This is a genomic window from Rhodanobacter sp. UC4452_H20 (assembly GCF_052978205.1).
In genome coordinates this window covers 299151-316270 of sequence record NZ_CM129662.1, presented here as the reverse complement: position 1 = coordinate 316270, position 17120 = coordinate 299151, and the positions used below count along the sequence as shown (strand labels likewise).

At 66.8% G+C, this 17120-nt stretch carries 16 protein-coding genes and 1 tRNA gene; 1 reads left to right on the top strand and 16 read right to left on the bottom strand.

Going from position 1 to position 17120, the window contains the following annotated elements; all coding sequences use genetic code 11:
- Window positions 1-3: 3 nt before the first annotated feature.
- The 9 genes from tssG to uvrB form a co-directional block, all read right to left on the bottom strand.
- On the bottom strand, window positions 4-1026 hold the full coding sequence (tssG, locus tag ACVCMC_RS01450) for a type VI secretion system baseplate subunit TssG (protein ID WP_324899059.1): 1023 nt from the start codon (window positions 1024-1026) through the stop codon (window positions 4-6).
- Complete coding sequence (gene tssF / locus ACVCMC_RS01445) at window positions 990-2873, bottom strand: type VI secretion system baseplate subunit TssF (protein ID WP_324899057.1); 1884 nt, start codon at window positions 2871-2873, stop codon at window positions 990-992. The genes tssG and tssF overlap by 37 nt, the downstream gene beginning before the upstream one ends.
- A gap of 6 nt (window positions 2874-2879) precedes the next feature.
- A complete protein-coding gene (tssE, locus tag ACVCMC_RS01440) occupies window positions 2880-3383 on the bottom strand; it encodes a type VI secretion system baseplate subunit TssE (RefSeq protein WP_324899055.1) in 504 nt (167 codons plus the stop codon).
- 19 nt (window positions 3384-3402) lie between these two features.
- Window positions 3403-4191 carry a type VI secretion system accessory protein TagJ gene (locus ACVCMC_RS01435; RefSeq protein WP_324899053.1) on the bottom strand — a complete coding sequence of 263 codons (789 nt, stop codon included), beginning with the start codon at window positions 4189-4191 and terminating at the stop codon, window positions 3403-3405.
- Window positions 4192-4397: 206 nt separating this feature from the next.
- Window positions 4398-4892, bottom strand: coding sequence for an Hcp family type VI secretion system effector (locus ACVCMC_RS01430; RefSeq protein ID WP_324899050.1), 495 nt, complete (start codon window positions 4890-4892; stop codon window positions 4398-4400).
- 123 nt (window positions 4893-5015) lie between these two features.
- Window positions 5016-6509, bottom strand: coding sequence for a type VI secretion system contractile sheath large subunit (gene tssC, locus ACVCMC_RS01425; RefSeq protein ID WP_324899048.1), 1494 nt, complete (start codon window positions 6507-6509; stop codon window positions 5016-5018).
- A 6-nt stretch (window positions 6510-6515) separates the two neighbouring features.
- Window positions 6516-7037 (bottom strand): type VI secretion system contractile sheath small subunit, encoded by a 522-nt coding sequence (tssB, locus tag ACVCMC_RS01420; RefSeq protein ID WP_324899045.1) that lies wholly within the window; start codon window positions 7035-7037, stop codon window positions 6516-6518.
- 762 nt (window positions 7038-7799) lie between these two features.
- Window positions 7800-7874: transfer RNA gene (locus ACVCMC_RS01415), tRNA-Val, on the bottom strand.
- 75 nt (window positions 7875-7949) lie between these two features.
- Window positions 7950-9971, bottom strand: a complete 2022-nt coding sequence (uvrB, locus tag ACVCMC_RS01410; protein WP_447098408.1) for an excinuclease ABC subunit UvrB — start codon at window positions 9969-9971, stop codon at window positions 7950-7952.
- Between the two features lie 151 nt (window positions 9972-10122).
- On the opposite strand from uvrB, the gene ACVCMC_RS01405 reads away from it, so the two are divergent.
- Window positions 10123-10671: a GspH/FimT family pseudopilin gene (locus ACVCMC_RS01405; protein ID WP_447098407.1), complete on the top strand. Its 549-nt coding sequence runs from the start codon at window positions 10123-10125 to the stop codon at window positions 10669-10671.
- A 9-nt stretch (window positions 10672-10680) separates the two neighbouring features.
- On the opposite strand, the gene ACVCMC_RS01400 is transcribed toward ACVCMC_RS01405, so the two are convergent.
- The 7 genes from ACVCMC_RS01400 to sufC all read right to left on the bottom strand — a co-directional run bounded on the left by ACVCMC_RS01400 (window position 10681) and on the right by sufC (window position 16984).
- Window positions 10681-10995: a non-heme iron oxygenase ferredoxin subunit gene (locus ACVCMC_RS01400; protein ID WP_395119690.1), complete on the bottom strand. Its 315-nt coding sequence runs from the start codon at window positions 10993-10995 to the stop codon at window positions 10681-10683.
- Window positions 10992-11543, bottom strand: a complete 552-nt coding sequence (locus ACVCMC_RS01395) for a GNAT family N-acetyltransferase (RefSeq protein WP_395119691.1) — start codon at window positions 11541-11543, stop codon at window positions 10992-10994. Before ACVCMC_RS01395 ends, ACVCMC_RS01400 begins: the two co-directional genes overlap by 4 nt.
- Before the next feature lie 67 nt (window positions 11544-11610).
- Window positions 11611-12546, bottom strand: a complete 936-nt coding sequence (gene panE / locus ACVCMC_RS01390) for a 2-dehydropantoate 2-reductase (RefSeq protein WP_447098406.1) — start codon at window positions 12544-12546, stop codon at window positions 11611-11613.
- Between the two features lies 1 nt (window position 12547).
- Window positions 12548-13462 carry an acyltransferase gene (locus ACVCMC_RS01385; protein ID WP_447098405.1) on the bottom strand — a complete coding sequence of 305 codons (915 nt, stop codon included), beginning with the start codon at window positions 13460-13462 and terminating at the stop codon, window positions 12548-12550.
- 71 nt (window positions 13463-13533) lie between these two features.
- The gene (locus ACVCMC_RS01380; protein ID WP_395119694.1) at window positions 13534-14778 is read right to left on the bottom strand and encodes an aminotransferase class V-fold PLP-dependent enzyme; all 1245 of its coding nucleotides are present in this window, start codon (window positions 14776-14778) and stop codon (window positions 13534-13536) included.
- 131 nt (window positions 14779-14909) lie between these two features.
- Window positions 14910-16208 (bottom strand): Fe-S cluster assembly protein SufD, encoded by a 1299-nt coding sequence (gene sufD / locus ACVCMC_RS01375; protein ID WP_447098404.1) that lies wholly within the window; start codon window positions 16206-16208, stop codon window positions 14910-14912.
- Complete coding sequence (gene sufC, locus ACVCMC_RS01370) at window positions 16205-16984, bottom strand: Fe-S cluster assembly ATPase SufC (RefSeq protein WP_395119696.1); 780 nt, start codon at window positions 16982-16984, stop codon at window positions 16205-16207. Before sufC ends, sufD begins: the two co-directional genes overlap by 4 nt.
- Window positions 16985-17120 lie beyond the last annotated feature (136 nt).

Here is a 17120-nt window from a genome sequence, read left to right as displayed (position 1 = left end):
CGGCTATCCCACCGGTTGCAGCACGACCTCGTCGACGTCGTCGTCGTGCCGGGGCGAGCCCATCCACGTCGTCAGGCCCATCCGTCCTTCGCGCCCCAGGCGCGTCACCGGGACATCGGCCTTCTTCAGTACCAACTGCACATCCCAGGCTTTTTCCTCGCCGACGTAGGTTTTCACCGCGGCCACCAGTTGCCGCAGCGCTTCGCCGCCGGGCAGGAAGTTGTTGAACTGGGCGCGGGTGAGCGGCCCCAGGCGCAGGCGGAAACGCTGCTGGCTGCCGCGCACGTATTCGCCGGTGACCGTGGTCAGGCCCAGTGCTGCAACCTCGCGCGAGGCGCCCAAGCGCAGCTGCGAGGCGGACGGCAGGCGCATCCATTCGGCGATGAACTCGACGACGCCCACCGGCACGCGGAAGAAGCGCTCCAGCATGCCCTGCAGGCCTTCGGCATTGCGCGCCTGCTGCAGCAGGCGTGCGGCGAAGAACCGCTTGAACTGGTCCGGCAAGGCGTCGCGATCGCCCAGATCCGGCGTGGCCAGGCCGACCAGCGCGCCCATGTACAGCTGGAAACGATCCTCCTCGGGGCGATCCAGCTGCACCGTGGGCTGGGCGTCGGCCCAGCTGCGGTAGAACAGGCTCATCATGCGATGGTGGAAGATGTCGGCGAACGCGCGGAAGGTGGAATCCCGCGCGTTGATCTCGCGGTCCATCGCGTATTCGGTCAGGTGCAGCGGCAACGGCCCGTTCGGGCCGAACAGGCCGAAGAACAGGCCTCGCATGCGCGCCGGCCGGCCGCCGCCACCGGGCTGGTAGCTGTCCACGGTGCGTGGCGCAAAGGCCAGCGAAGGGGTCTGGCCCAGGCGCACGAAGTCATCGCTGACCTTGGTCGACTGGCCCAGCCGCGGACGCTCCGGGAATGCGCACTCCAACCGCCGGAGCGCTTCGAAGAACTCGAAGGACTCGGGATGGTCGCGCAGCGCGTTCTCCAGCGCTACAGCGTCTGCCGTGTTCCCAGCCGGGCGGGCCATCGGGCGACCTCGTTGCGTTCCAGCGTGCGCAGAACGGTTTCAGTGAAGGAGTTGATCGATACGTAACGGGTAAAGAACTGCTGCATCACCGCGCCCAGCAGGAACGCTCCGGTGCCCTCGAAGGCGCCGTCGTCGCAGGTCAGGGTGATCTCCAGGCCGCGGCCGAAGGTGATCGGCCCGGGCAACGGGATGCGTCGCACGATGGATTGCGAACTCACCGCCTTGAGCCCCTCGATCTGGCGCAGTGCGCTGGAGTCGAACTCGTCGCAGTACAGGGTCAGCATCTCGCGCAGTGCCGCGGCGCCTTCGCCCGCGTTGTTTTCCAGCAGCGACACGTAGTTGAGCTGCAGGTGGCTGAGCAGGCGCCACGCGGTCTCGCCGGTGGCGACCGAGGCACGCGGCTTGGTCGGACCGGCGACGCAGCGGATCGATTCCACCGGCGCGCCCGTCTCCAGGGTGAAGTCGGTGTGGGACTTGCCGACCGGCATCTGCAGCGGCAGGTCGCGGTTGGTGCACATCAGCTGCATGCCGATCTGGCGCAGCTCGGTGGAGTACGGCGCCTCGCTGGAGTCGACCAGCGAGATGAACATCTCGTTGCCGATGTAGCTGGAGCGCGCACCCTGGCGCTTCTGCCGGGAGGACAACAGCCGCGGCTCGCGGCGGATCGTGTAGTAGGCCGAGTGCCGCGCGTGCCAGGTGCGCTCGTCGCAGCCGTAGAACGGCAGGAAGCGCTGCTCCGGCTCCTGCCGGTCGCCGAACCCCTCGACGTTGCCGATGCTGTGGATTTCGAAATCCATCGGCCGGGTGCGATCGGCGAGGATGTGGTATTCGCTGGTGCCCTGCGTCAGGTGGATGCGATCGGCACGCCGCGGGAACAGGTTGATCGCCGGCGTGCAGAACAGCCGGAAGTTGCTGACGTCGACGGCGTTGTGCAAGCTGGCCACGCTGCGGTCGAACAACACCACGATCTCGAACTCGTTGCCCTTGGCCCGCGCCAGCAGCGACCGCAGGCCGGTGAACTCGGCGAACAGGAAGCGCTCGGGGCAGGCGAAATACTCCTGCAGCAGCCGGTAGCCGCTGAACGAGCGCCCGGAGTAAGGGATCAGCGCCTCGTCGTCGTCGTAGCCGCGACGCTCGATGTGGCTGGCGTCGTGGTTCTCGTTGATCGCCCCCGACGCGCCCTGCGCGCGGACCTGGTAGCCGACCGCATTGCCGAGCAATTGCTCGTACAGGCGTTTGGGCAGTTCATCGGCGCCGGCAAGGAATATCGGCAGCCGGTCCAGCGCCAGCATGTTGGCCTGGGCACCGGCGGTGACGCGGAACTTCAGGCGCAGGCCGGCGCGTACGATCTTGCCGGCCGGCAGCACCACCCCGGCGGCGGCGATCGCGGCGGGGGTCTCGAAATACTTCGCCTCGGCCAGCTCCAGCGGCCACAGGGTGACCTCGTGGGCGGTGCGGTATTCGCAGGCGGTGCGGTCGTCCTTGCCGATCATGCTGCGCAATGCCGTGTGCCGGGCCACCTTGTGGCCGGCCAGCAGGCCGCTTTCCTTGAGGTCCGGGTGCATCTGCACCACGGCCATCGAGGGCACCGGCGCCAGGTAATGCGGATAGATCATCTCCAGCAGGTGCTGGGTGAACACCGGATACTGCGCGTCGAGTTTGAGCTGCACGCGCGCGGCCATGAAGGCAAAGCCTTCCAGCAGGCGTTCCACGTAGGGGTCGGCGCACTCGAAGCCTTCCAGGCCGAGGCGGCCGGCGATCTTCGGATACTCGCGGGCAAACTCGCCGCCCATTTCGCGTACGTGTTGCAGTTCCCGGTTGTAGTAGCGCAGCAGTCTCGGGTCCATGGGCGATCAGCCGAAGCCCTCCGACACCTTGAAGTTGCCGGTCTCCAGGTCGACTTCGGTCTTCAGGTACAGGTTCAACGGAATCGGTTGCGCCCACATTTCCGATTCGATGTTGAAAATCAGCGCCTGGCGATCCATGCGCTTGGTCAACGCGTTGACGTTGACGCGCAGGGTGTTGGCGGTCAGCCGTGGCTCGTAGGCCACGATGGCATCGCGTACACGGCGCTGCAGCGCTTCGGCGTTGATTCCCGACAGGGCCGCACCGGTAAGGTCGGGGATGCCGAAGTTGAGCACCGAGCGGGAAACCTCGGGATATTCCTCGAGCTCGACATTCGCCTCCAGGCTCACGCAATTCAGCAGCCAGGAGATATCGCGGGTGACGCATTCGCGCAGTCGGGACACCGAGATCACGCGCTTCTCGCGGCTTTCCTCCAGCTTGCCCGGCTCGTCGTCGGTCAGGCGATCGAGCAGCGAAGGCTGAAGTCGTTCCTGGGTGGTGAGCTCAGCCATGGAAAGTCGGCACTCCGGCTCAGGCGACGTCGAAGGTGATCAGTCGCGCGTCGAGCAGCGGATAGTCGGCCACGTCGGTGGCCAGCATGCGCTGTCCCAGACCGATCTGGTCGCTGCCCTGCTCCACCCAGTCGGTCTTGCGCCCGAGCACGATGTCCTGGTCCTCGGACCGTTCGCTGCCGGCGTAACGCCCCGGAATGAAGCCGATGGCCTGGCCGCCATTGCTCCATGTCACCTGGGTGGGCACCCAGATCTTGTCGCGCAGATCACTCGGGGCCTCGAATTTCAGCTCGCGCAGGCGCGAGAACGGTACCCAGGAGTAGCCGCCGTTGACGATGATCTCCAGGCACGGCCCGATGCGGGGGTCGGCATCGGCGATCCACTCGAACGCGGCGCCGTCGATGTTGCCCGCCACCGCGGGAGCCTGTTCCAGTGCCTGCTCGCGCAGCGTCGCGGCCTGCTCGTGCCTGCCTTCGGCGCCGAGCTTGAGCGATTGCAGCAGCCACGCCAGCCAGGGTTCCGGCTCGCCGATGATCACCGGCATGCGTTTGCCGGCGAAGACGTCGGCGCGCACCAGTTCGCCTTTCAGCGCCTCCGAATAGGCACCGACCATCATGGCGTTGAGCGGGTCGAGTTCGCCGCAGACGCTGAGCTGGTTCTGTGCCCGCTCCCATTGTCCGAGCAGCGCCAGCAACTGGAATAAAAAAACCCGGCGCTTGGCATCTGCCGGGTTGTTGCGTACTTCCGCCGTGAGCAGTTGCAACGCTTCGTCCGGCCGGCCTTCTTTGAGCTTGCTTTCGGGTGTCATGTCGTCTCTCGATGCCGGCGCCCCGTCGGCAGCGGGGCCGCGGGCGCGGGAAGGTCGCCGTCACCCCGACCGGACGATCCCGGGTGCAGGCGGACAAACGCCGCTGGTCGCACCCGGAAGTCCGGGGTGCGACAAGCCGTTGCATTCGTCCCCTGCACCTGGACCGCCGGACAGCAGGTGCCGGCGAAGCCTGGTCAGGCGCCAGCTCAGCTCGCCGCGACTTCCTCGACGCTGTACCCGACCGTGCCGGCCGAAGCCACCACGCCCTTGTCGTTCTGGGCGAAGTACTCGACGTCGAACTTGGCGAAGCTGATCGAGATGTTCTCCGTCAGCATGTCCTCACCGCCCGAGCCGCCGGTGGAATAGCTGGTCACCATCGCGCTGGTCAGCTTGATGGTGAAGTAGTCCTCCTGCTTGCCGCCGGCCTTGGACACGAACAAGGTCGCGGTGCCGATGTGCGCGCCGGTGACCAGCGCCTTGATGAAGGACGTGGTGCTCTTGTCGAGGTACTTGGTGAAGCTGATGTCCTGCACGTTGGCCTTGCCCGCGCCGCCGCCGGTGCCATGGCCGAAGGAACCGCTCTGCGACATCCCCCAGGACCAGGCCAGCAGCTGGATCTGGTCCTTGTGCTTGGTGTGCTTGGATTCGCCGGTGAAGGTGACGTCGCCGCCCTCCAGCTTCAGGTGCATGTCTAGTGCCATGAGAATTCTCCTTGTCTGTTGAAATCAGGTGAACCGGACAGTTCTCGCTCGGAGGAAGCTGCTCGGCGATTGACTGGTACTGCCAGTTGAAACCGTGGAACGAACCTGCGAGAAACTTCCGGGTCAGCTCTTGGCCGCCGAAGGAAGACGGGACACCAGCCTCAGGGAAACGGTCAGGCCCTCCAACTGATAATGCGGCTTGAGGAAAAACTTCGACGTGTAATACCCAGGTGCTCCTTCCACCTCTTCCACCACCACCTCCGCGGCCGACAAGGGTTTGCGGGCCTTGGTCTCTTCGCTGGAGTTGGCCGGGTCGCCGTCGACGTACTGGTTGATCCAGGACGCCAGCCAGCGCTCCATCGCCGTACGATCCTTGAAGGAGCCGATCTTGTCGCGCACGATGCACTTCAGGTAATGCGCGAAGCGGCAGCAGGCGAACATGTACGGCAAGCGCGCGCCCAGCGCCGCGTTGGCGGTGGCGTCCGGATCGTCGTACTCCTCCGGCTTGCTCAGCGACTGGGCACTGATGAACGCGGCCATGTCCGAGTTCTTGCGATGCACCAGCGGCATCATGCCCATCTTGTCCAGCTCGGCCGAGCGGCGATCGGTGATCGCGATCTCGGTCGGGCACTTCATGTCCACGCCGCCGTCGTCGGTCGGGAAGGTGTGTGCGGGCAGGCCTTCCACCGCGCCGCCGGACTCGATGCCGCGGATGCGCGAGCACCAGCCATATTCCTTGAACGAGCGGTTGATATTCACCGCCATCGCGTAAGCCGCGTTCTGCCAGGTGTACTTGGACGAGTCCGCGCCGGCAGTGTCCTCCTCGAAGTTGAACTCCTCCACCGGATCGGTGTTGGCGCCATACGGCAGGCGGGCCAGCGTGCGCGGCATGGTCAGGCCGATGTACTTGGCATCGTCCGACTCGCGCAGCGAGCGCCACGCGGCGTAGTCCGGCGTGGAGAACACCTTGGCCAGGTCGCGCGGGTTGGCAAGCTCGTTCCAGCTGTCCATGCCCATCAGGGTGGAAGCCGCGGCCGAGATGAACGGCGCGTGTGCCGCCGCAGCAACCTGCGCGATGCCCGAGAGCAGCTCGACGTCGGGCGGGCTGTGGTCGAAGTAGTAGTCGCCGACCAGGCAGCCATAGGGCTCGCCGCCCAGTTGGCCGTACTCTTCCTCATACAGCTTCTTGAAGATCGGGCTCTGGTCCCAGGCCGTGCCCTTGTAGCGTTTCAGGGTCTTGCCCAGCTCCTTCTTGGAGATGTTCATCACGCGGATCTTCAGCAGCTGATCCGTCTCCGTGTTGTTGACCAGGTGATGCAGGCCGCGCCACGCGCTTTCCAGCTTCTGGAAATCGGGGTGGTGCATGATCAGGTTGATCTGCTCGCTGAGCTTGCGGTCGATCTCGGCGATGTAGGCGTTGATGGTCTGGGCGACGTCGTCGGAAACGATGTCGGCCTTGTTCAGCACCTGCTCGGCCAGGGTGCGCACGGCCGATTCGACCTCTTCCTTGGCGCGGTCGCTCTTGGGTTTGAACTCCTTGCTCAGCAACGCAGCGAAGTCGCCGGCGTCGAGAGTCTGTACGGCGCCTTCCTGTTCGGCTAGCTTTTCGGTGGCCATGCGTGCTTACTCCCCGTCTTTGTTGGTGTCGTCGGCGGGCTTGGGCGCCGAAACCAGCGACTGCAGCAGCGCCGGGTCCTTGAGTGCCTGGGCAATCAGGTTTTCAGCGCCTGCCTTGCCGTCCATGTAGGTATCCAGGTTGGCAAGCTGCGTGCGCGCCTCGAGCAGTTTCGCCACGGCGCCCACCTTGCGGGCGACCGCCGCCGGCGAGAAGTCGTCCATGCTCTCGAAGGTGATGTCCACCGCCAGGCTGCCTTCGCCGGTGAGCGTGTTCGGCACCGCGAAGGTCACCCGCGGCTTCATCGAATTCAGGCGGCTGTCGAAATTGTCGACGTCGATCTCCAGCGCCTTGCGATCCTCGATAGGCGGCAGCTCGCCCGCATTGGCACCGGACAGGTCCGACATCACGCCCATCACGAAGGGTACCTGCACCTTCTTCTGTGCGCCGTAGACCTCGACGTCGTACTCGATCTGCACGCGGGGCGCACGATTGCGCGCGATGAATTTCTGACTACTTTGCTTGGCCATGCGACTCTCCCGGTGGGCATGCTTGGGTTTTCAAGATGCAGCATTCATCCGCCCCGGCGCGGCCGGGACCAGCCCGGCGGCAACGGAACGAAAAGTCATTGAAGGCAGGTGCGCAGACGCGGCGGCGACCTTGCACGGTCGTGACCGAGACATCGTGCGCGCGGCATTGGCGATCGGCAGAAAGATCGGGCGACACGGCAACGCGCCCGCGCGAACCGCGTCGACGTACGGGAGCAAGGCACGATTCCGATGGCGACTGTGCACGCAAGTCCATACGTCCCCTTCGTTCCCCCCGGCGGTTCGGCAGTGGCGGCATGACATGCGCCGCGACGCATGCAACGTCTCGGCACACCATCCGACTTTACTGAAGCACCACATCCCGCCGTCGCACGTCGAAACCGATGACCACCCCACCTCGGCGTTGGACTTGGCGTAGCTGCGTGCCCGATCTCCTCGTCGCCTCACGGCGCGCCCGGACCCGAAGATCGCTGGCAGCCGGAGTACGATCGACCGTCCGGGCAATCTACATCCGTGAAGAGATTGCTGCAAGCTGAATCGACGGAATTCCGCCGATCCGCGAGGGAGCGGCGAGAGGGCATCGAATCGCGCGGCTGGCGAGGGCACGCGCAGCGGACGCGAACGTGTTCGGCGAACGAATCAGATGGCCGCGCAGCCAGCGACGAGCGCGCCGTCGCCCCACGAAAAAGGGGAACCCTGGCCGGATTCCCCTCTCGGTTCCACTCGATCGGTGGATCATGGAATTGGTGGGCGGTACAAGGATCGAACTTGTGACCCCTACCATGTCAAGGTAGTGCTCTACCGCTGAGCTAACCGCCCGTCGCCACGGCCAGGCCGTGCGAGCCGCGCAGTATACGGGAGCCGGCGGCGCCCGACAATATCCCGCCGCCCGGCTCAGCGCAGGGCCTGCTCGCGCAACTGGTGGATCTGGTCGCGCAGCCGGGCGGCGTCCTCGAACTCCAGGTTCTGGGCGTGCTTGTACATCTGCGCCTCCAGCTTCTTCAGCAGGGCAGCCGCCTGCGCCGCGCCGAGACCGGCGTAATCGGCGCCCTGCTCGGCCACCGCGCGGTCGCGGGTGCGCGTCTTGCCGCCACGCCGGTTGCCGACCTCGCTGCGCGCGCCCTCCATGATGTCGGCGATGCGCCGCACCACGGTTTTCGGGGTGATGCCGTGCACCTCGTTGAAGACGATCTGCTTCTCGCGGCGGCGGGCGGTCTCGTCCATCGCCGCCTGCATCGAGCGGGTGACGTTGTCGGCGTACAGGATCGCCTTGCCGCGCACGTTGCGGGCAGCGCGGCCGATGGTCTGGATCAGCGAGCCGGTGGAACGCAGGAAGCCCTCCTTGTCCGCGTCGAGGATCGCCACCAGTGATACCTCGGGCATGTCCAGGCCCTCGCGCAGCAGGTTGATGCCGACCAGCACATCGAACTCGCCCAGGCGCAGGTCGCGGATGATCTCGCTGCGCTCGACCGTCTCGATGTCCGAGTGCAGGTAACGCACCTTCACGTCGTGCTCGGACAGGTATTCGGTGAGGTTCTCGGCCATGCGCTTGGTCAGCGTGGTGACCAGTACGCGGTCGCCCATCGCCACGCGCTTGTGCACCTCGCTGAGCAGGTCGTCGACCTGGGTGCGTACCGGGCGCACCTCGACTTCCGGGTCGACCAGGCCGGTCGGGCGCACCACCAGCTCGGTCACCGCATCGCCGGATTTGTGCAGTTCGTAATCGCGCGGCGTGGCGGAGACGTAGATCGCCCGCGGCACGCGCTCCTCCCATTCCTCGAAACGCAGCGGCCGGTTGTCCATCGCCGAGGGCAGGCGGAAACCGAACTCCACCAGGGTCTCCTTGCGTGAGCGATCGCCCTTGTACATCGCGCCCAGCTGCGGCACGGTGACGTGCGACTCGTCCACCACCAGCAGGCCGTCGGCCGGCAGGTAGTCGAACAGGGTCGGCGGCGGCTCGCCCGGCGCGCGGCGGGTCAGGTGGCGCGAGTAGTTCTCGATGCCCTGGCAGTAGCCGACCTCGGCCATCATCTCCAGGTCGAAGCGGGTGCGCTGCTCCAGTCGCTGCGCCTCGACCAGCTTGTTCTCCCTGTACAGATATTCCAGCCGGTCCTTCAGTTCGACCTTGATCGTCTCGATCGCGTTGAGCACGCTCTCGCGCGTGCTGGCGTAGTGCGTGCGCGGGTAGACGGTATAGCGCTGCACCCTGCGGATCGTCTCGCCGGTGAGCGGATCGAACAGCGCCATCTTCTCCACTTCGCCATCGAACAGCTCGATGCGCAGCGCCTCGGTCTCCGACTCGGCCGGAAACACGTCGACGATCTCGCCGCGCACGCGATAGGTGCCGCGGCGCAGCTCCGTTTCGTTGCGGGTGTACTGCAGCTCGGTCAGCTGGTGGATCAGCTTGCGCTGGTCGATGCGCTCGCCGGTGGCCAGGATCAGGCGCAGTGACAGGTAGTCCTCCGGATTGCCCAGGCCGTAGATCGCCGACACGGTGGCCACGATGATCGAGTCGCGGCGCGACAGCAGCGCCTTGGTCGCCGACAGCCGCATCTGCTCGATGTGCTCGTTGATCGAGGCATCCTTCTCGATGAAGGTGTCCGACGCCACCACATAGGCTTCCGGCTGGTAGTAGTCGTAGTAGCTGACGAAGTACTCCACCGCATTCTGCGGGAAAAACTCGCGGAACTCGCCGTACAGCTGCGCGGCCAGCGTCTTGTTCGGCGCCATCACGATGGTCGGGCGCTGGATGCGCTCGATGACGTTCGCGATGGTGTAGGTCTTGCCCGAGCCGGTCACGCCGAGCAGGGTCTGCGCGGCCAGGCCGGCCTCGAAACCCTCGGCCAGGCGCTGGATCGCCTGCGGCTGGTCGCCGGCGGGCTGGTAGGGGGCGGCGAGTTGGAAGCGGTCGGTCATCAGCTGCAGATGTGGGCGGGACGGCACATTTTAAATCCGGCCTGCTGACATGCCGCGTCAGCAGAGTCCGACGCCGCGGGCGGCATCGGGCTGCTGGCTGGCACGGGCCATCGTCCTAGCATGCCGGTTCCGGCACAGCGCAGGATGCGAGATGACGACGACGCCATGGAAAGCGAACCGCGGTTTCAGCCTGATCGAACAAGTCATGGTACTGGCCATCGCCGGCATTCTGACCGGCATCGCGTTGCCGCCGCTGCACCATGTGTTGAGCCGCAATCGACTGCAGGCGGCGCAAAGCGACTTCATCGCCGCCTTGCGACACACGCGCAGCACCGCGGCGATCACCGGCAAACGCACGCTGTTCTGCCCCAGTGCGGATGGCAGCCGATGCAGCGAAGACAACCGCTGGGAACATGGCTGGCTGCTCGGACAGGACCTCGACGGCGATCACCAGCCCGATGGCCAACCCGCCCGCACCGGGGCAGCCTACGACCTGGGTCTGCGCATCACCAGCAGCAATGGCCGCCACGAGGTGCGCTTCCAGCCTGACGGCAGTGCCGGCGGCAGCAACCTGACCTTGCTGTTCTGCGAGCCGGGGCGGGACAGCCAGGCGCTCAGCGTGGTGGTGTCCAATGCCGGCCGGGTGCGCGGCGCCCCGGCCACAGCCGCACAGGCCGCGCGCTGCCAACAAGGCGGCTGACGCGCGAAGTCAGCGGTCGTCGCGCGTCCAGATCGCGCCGTCTTCCTCGCGCACCGGAAAGCTGGCGATCGGGACATACGCCGGCGGCCTGGTCACCGCACCGGTGCGCAGGTCGAAGCGCGCGCCGTGGCGCGGGCATTCCACCTCGAATCCGAACACTTCGCCGCCAGCCAGTTCGCCGCCATCGTGGGTGCAGGTGTCCTCGACCGCATACAGCGCGCCGTCGATGTTGTACACGGCGATCGAGGTGTCGCCGTCCCACACCACCTTGTATTCGCCGGGCAGGAAATCGCTGCGCGTGCCGACCCTGATCCATCCGTTCATGCAAGCACCTCGGTGAACTCCTTGACCAGCACCTCGAAACACAGGTCGGCGCGACGCGGAATGCCGAAACGCTCGTTGCCGTACGGGAACGGCTGCCGTTCGCCGGTGCGCCGGTAGCCGCGCCGGCCATACCAGGCGATCAGCTCCTCGCGCTGCACGATCACCGTCATGCGCATCGCGCTGCAATGCCACTGTTCGCGCGCGATGCGTTCGGCCTGGGCCAGCACCTGCTTGCCCAGGCCGTGGCCCTGCTCCGCCGGGTCAACCGCGAACATGCCGAAATAGCCGGCCGCAGCTTGTCGCTCGACGTGGCAGCTCGCCACCAGCGCACCGTCGCGGAGCGCCAGCAGCACGCAGCTGTCCGGCCGCGCGATCAACGCCTCGACATCGGCCGCGTCGGTGCGCTGGCCGTCGAGCAGGTGGGATTCGGTGGTCCAGCCGCGCAAGCCCGATTCGCCGCGATAAGCCGATTCGACCAGCGCGACGATGGCAGGGACGTCCGCCGCGCGGGCGGTGCGAAATGCGACGGGGGCGCGTGGCTCTGTCATCCGCGCATGGTAATGCGCGACGTGCCGGCCGGCCATGATCTGCAGCAAGCGCGCACGCCGGATCGACTCATGCCGACGGAGTGGCCAGCCGACGGACCTCGTAGACCTTGAGGTGCGCATGGACGAGTTCCAGCATCGTGGCCGGCAACTGCGCCTGCCGCGCGCGCGCAAGCATGTCACCCACCACGTGGTCGGCCTCGATCGGATGGCCCTGGCGCAGGTCGCGCAGCATGGAAGCTTCGAGGCGCGACCCCGGTTCCGTCAGCATGCCGCGCGCCCGTTCCAGCACGCGCTCGTGGGGAGCATGGCCGGCCGCTGCCGCCGTCGCGCGGCATTCCTCCAGCAGCGCGAGCGCCGCCGCGCGACCGCCGGGTGCGGCCTCGATCTCGCCGATCGCCCCGCGCATCAGGCAGGTGATGCCGGCCAGCGAGGTCAGGAAAAACCATTTGTCCCACATCTCCTGCACGATCGCGTCGCTGGGTCGCGCGTCGAAACCGGCCTGGCCCAGCATTCCGGTGATCGCCTGCATGCGCGCGGACGCGCTGCCGTCGCGCTCGCCGAAGGTGAGGCTGTGAAGCCGGTTGAGATGCTGCACGGCTCCTTGCGCGTCGAGCGTGGCGGAAATGGCGCATTGGCCGCCGAAGACGCGCTCGGCACCGAAGCGGTGATCCAGCAGGTCGAGATGGCGCATGCCGTTGAGCAATGGCAGCACGGTGGTGCGCTCGCCCACGGCCGGAGCGATGTCGGCCATCGCCTGCTCCAGGCCGTAGGCCTTGCAGCTGAGCAGAATCAGGTCGAACGGCTCGCACAGTGCACTTGCCAGCACGGTCGGCGGTGCGGGCAGGTCGACGTCGCCGGCCGCGCTGCGGATGACCAGGCCGTGCTGCGCCAGCTGCCGCGCGCGGCCCTCACGCACCAGGAAGGTCACATCGCGCCCGTGCTGCAGCAGGCGGCCGCCAAAATAGCCGCCGGTAGCCCCGGCGCCCACGACCAGCACACGCATTTCAGTCTCCTCTCGATCCGGCATCGGGCGACAGCTGCATGCGCGCCGCCTGGGCGTCCTTCTCGTGCCACAAGTCGTTCATCCATGCCTTGACCCGGCCGCGGAATGCCGCGTCCTCGTCGTAGCTGCCGATCAGCTCGCGACCTATCGGGCGTTCACGCACATGCACGCGAATTTCGCGCACGCGTCCGGCGATCAGGTCGGCAATGGTGCATGGGCCATGCGGATAGACGATGGTGACGTCGAGGATCGCGTGCAGCGCCTCGCCCATCGCATCGAGCACGAAGGCCACGCCGCCGGCTTTCGGCCGCAGCAGGTAGCGAAACGGCGAATGCTGCGCGTCGTGCTTGGCCGGCGTGAAGCGCGTGCCTTCGGCGAAGTTCATCACCGACACCGGCATGTGGCGGAACTTCTCGCAGGCGCGGCGGGTCGCCTCGCGGTCCTTGCCCTGCAGCTCGGGGTGGCGCAGCAGGGCCTGCCGCGAATAGCGCTTCATGAAGGGGAAATCCAGCGCCCACCATGCCAGGCCGAGCAAGGGCACCCAGATCAGTTCCTGCTTGAGGAAAAAGCGCAGGAACGGGATGCGCCGGTTGAACACCTTCTGCAGCACCGGGATATCCACCCAGCTCTGGTGGTTGCACAGCACCAGGTAGTTGCCGTCGCGACGCAGCCCGGCCAGCCCCTCGACCTGCCAGCGCACGCGGGCGAACACGCCGAACAGGACATTGTTGACGCCGATCCAGCTTTCCGCGATGGCGACCAGGGCGCGTGAGCAGGCCTGCCGAATCGCGTGTACCGGCAGCAGCAGCTTGAGCAGGGTGAACGCGAAAATGAAAGCCACGTGCAACAGGATGTTGAGTGCAAGCGCAAGCAGCGCCAGCGGCACGCGGATGAACGATGGCAACGAGGCAAGCATGGGGATGATCGATGGGGACTCCGCCGCACATGATGCCCGACCGTGGCGGCGGCAGGAAAGCCGCCGCCGTTTCAGCGCAGCAGGCGGCGCACCTTGAGCAGGGCGACGACGAAACTGTCGATCTCCTCGCGCGTGTTGTAGAACGCCAGCGACGCACGCAGCGTGGCGGGCACGCCGAAGAACTGCATCAACGGATGCGCGCAGTGGTGGCCGGAGCGCACGGCGACGCCTTCGAGGTCGAGCAGGGTCGCCAGATCGGTGGCCTGCGCACCTTCCAGCAGGAACGAGACCACCGGCTCCTTCTCGGCCGCCTCGCCGATGATGCGCAGGCCGGGAATCTCGCGCAGGCGTTCCGTGGCGTAATGCAGCAGTTGCTGCTCCCATGCCTCGATCGCCGCGAAGCCGACCGACTCGTAGTAGTCGATCGCCGCCGCCAGGCCGACGAAGCCGGCGATGTTCGGCGTGCCGGCCTCGAACTTGTGCGGAGGCGCAGCGAAGGTGGTGCCGGAGAACTTCACCTCGCGGATCATCTCGCCGCCGCCGAAAAACGGCGGCATCGCTTCCAGGTGTTCGCGCTTCGCCCACAGCGCGCCGGTACCGGTGGGGCCAAGCATCTTGTGCCCGGTCAGCGCGTAGAAATCGCAGCCCAGCGCCTGCACGTCCACCCGCCGGTGCGGCACCGCCTGCGAGCCGTCGACCAGCAGCGGGATGCCGCGCTTGCGGCATTCGCGCGCGATCTCGCGCACCGGGTTGACCGTGCCCAGCACATTGGAAACGTGGGTGACGCAGGCCAGCTTCACCTCCGGCGTCAGCATCTCGACGTACTTCTCCACGATCAGCTCGCCGCGCTCGTCGATCGGCGCGGCCTTCACCGTGGCGCCGCGGCGCGCGGCAACCAGCTGCCACGGCACGATGTTGGCGTGGTGCTCCATCACCGTGGTGAGGATGCTGTCGCCCGCCTTCAGTTGCGGCAGCACATGGCTGTAGGCGACCAGGTTGGTGGCCTGGGTGGTGCCGGAGGTGAGGATGACCTCATCGCGCGAACCGGCATGGATGAACCGCGCGAGCTTGTCGCGCGCGCCTTCATACGCCGCCGTGGCCTCCTCGCCCAGCTGATGCACCGCGCGCGACACGTTGGCGTTGTGTTCGCGATAGTGGGTGTTCACCGCCTCGATCACCGACACCGGCTTCTGGCTGGTGTTGGCGCTGTCGAAGTACACCAGCGGCTTGCCGTGCACCGTGCGCGACAGCAACGGGAAGTCCGCGCGGATGCGCTGGACGTCGAAGACGGTCGGTGTGCTGGCTTGTGCGTTCATTCGGAGAATCCGGTTGGGGCTCCCTCCCCCGCTCGCAGGGGAGGGTTGGGCTGGGGTGCGCTCTTGATCTTCAGGCCAGGAGCCTCGCCCCTCCCGGCCTGCCCCTGCGGGCAGGCCCAGGAGCTGGAGCGTCAAGCGGGAAGCTGTGCGACCAGCAAGGTGGATAGATGCTCGCGCAGGGCCACGTTCGGCAGGTCGTCCAGCACCGCGCGGCAGAATGCGGCAGTCAGCAGTGCGCGTGCCTCGGCGAGCGGAATGCCGCGCGAGCGCAGGTAGAACAGCGAACGCTCGTCGAGCTGGCCGACCGTGGCGCCGTGCGCGGCCTGCACTTCGTCGGCATAGATTTCCAGCTCCGGCTTGGTGTCGATCTCGGCGCTCGGCGACAGCAGCAGGTTCTTGTTGGTGAGGTTGGCGTCGCTGCCGTCGGCACCGGGCGCCACCACGATCGCGCCGCGGAACACGCCGCGTGCGCGGTCGTTGGCGACGCCGCGCCAGTGCGAGGTGGAGGTGGTGTCCAGCGCCTGGTGGCGGATCGCCAGCTGGGTGTCGATGTGCTGGCGACCATGCGGCATGAACACGCCGCGGGTGTGCACCCGTGCGCCGTCGCCGATCAGCTCGGCACGCAGGTCGTGGCGTACCAACGCGCCACCCAGTTCCAGCACGTGCAGGGCAGCCTGCGCGCGCGCATGCAGGCGCAGGCTGCTGCGTCGAATCAGATTGGTGCCGGCCGCCGCATCCTGCAGCATGACGTGATGCAGCTGCGCACCGTCGCGTAGTTCGATGTCGCTGACCACGGTGGCCAACTGCGCGGCGTCGCCACGGCTTGCGTGCTGTTCGACCAGGCTCAGCTCGGCGCCCTCGCCCAGTTCGATCACATTGCGCACATGCCAGGCCAGTTCGGCCTCGGCGCCGACGAACACCAGCTGCACCGGCTGGTCGATCCTGGCGTGGGCGGCTACGCGCAGTACCACGCCATCACCGGCACTGGCGGCATTGATCTGTGCGAAGGCGTCGCCGATGTCGCGGTAGTGGCGCGACAGCGCGAAGCGCAGCGGTTCGACGTCGCCCCGCAAGGCCTGCGACAGCGGTTGCAGCGAAAGTCCGGCGGGCAGCGAATCCACCGCCGACAGATCGGCGCGGAACGCCCCGTTGACGAAGACCAGGCGAACGCCCGAGACACCGGGCAATGTCAGAGTCGATGCCTCCACCGCGCGCGTCTGCGCCGCGGCGTCGCCCTGGGTAAAGCGGCGCTGGCCGAGCCCGCGCAGTGCGGTGTACTTCCATGCCTCCACCCGCGTGTCGGGCAGACCGCCGATGGCGAACGCCGCGCGGTTTTCCTGCCGCGCCGCATCCAGCCAGGCGATGCCGCTGGGCGGCAGCGGGGCATCCAGCAGCGAGGCGACCAACGGCAGCGATGCCGGCTGGTTCATGCCTGCGCTCCCGCCTGGTGCGGGACTGCCGGATGGCTGGCGCCGATCCCGGCGTAGCCATGCGCTTCCAGCTTCAACGCCAGCGACCTGTCGCCGCTCTCGACGATGCGGCCACCGGCGAGCACGTGCACGAAGTCCGGCACCACGTAGTCGAGCAGGCGCTGGTAGTGGGTGATCATCAGGAACGCGCGCTCGGGCGAACGCAGCGTGTTGACGCCCTGCGCCACCTGCTTCAGCGCGTCGATGTCGAGGCCCGAGTCGGTCTCGTCGAGGATCGCCAGCTGCGGCTCCAGTACCGCCATCTGGAAGATCTCGTTGCGCTTCTTCTCGCCGCCGGAAAAGCCCTCGTTGACGGCCCGGTGCAGCAGCTCGTCGGAGATCTGCATCACCTTGAGTTTCTCGCGCACCAGCTTGAGGAACTGCATCGAGTCGAGTTCCTTCTCGCCACGCACCTTGCGCTGCGCATTCAGCGCCGCGCGCAGGAAATAGGTGTTGTTGACGCCGGGGATCTCCACCGGGTACTGGAACGCCAGGAACACCCCGGCCGCCGCGCGCGCCTCCGGCGCCAGCGCCAGCAGATCGATGCCGTTGTAGGTCACGCTGCCGGCGGTCACCTCGTAGCCGTCACGGCCGGACAACACGTTGCCCAGCGTCGACTTGCCGGCGCCGTTGGGCCCCATGATCGCGTGCACCTCGCCCGCGTTCACTTCGAGGCTGAGCCCCTTGAGGATTTCCTTGCCCTCGACGCGGGCATGCAGGTTTTCGATTTTGAGCATGAGGATTCCTGATCTTGAGCCCCTCTCCCACCGGGAGAGGGGTTGGGGTGAGGGTTCGGGGCTTGCGGAAAAATCCGTGCAGGCCCGCACCCTCATCCGCCCTTCGGGCACCTTCTCCCGGAAGGAGAAGGAAAAA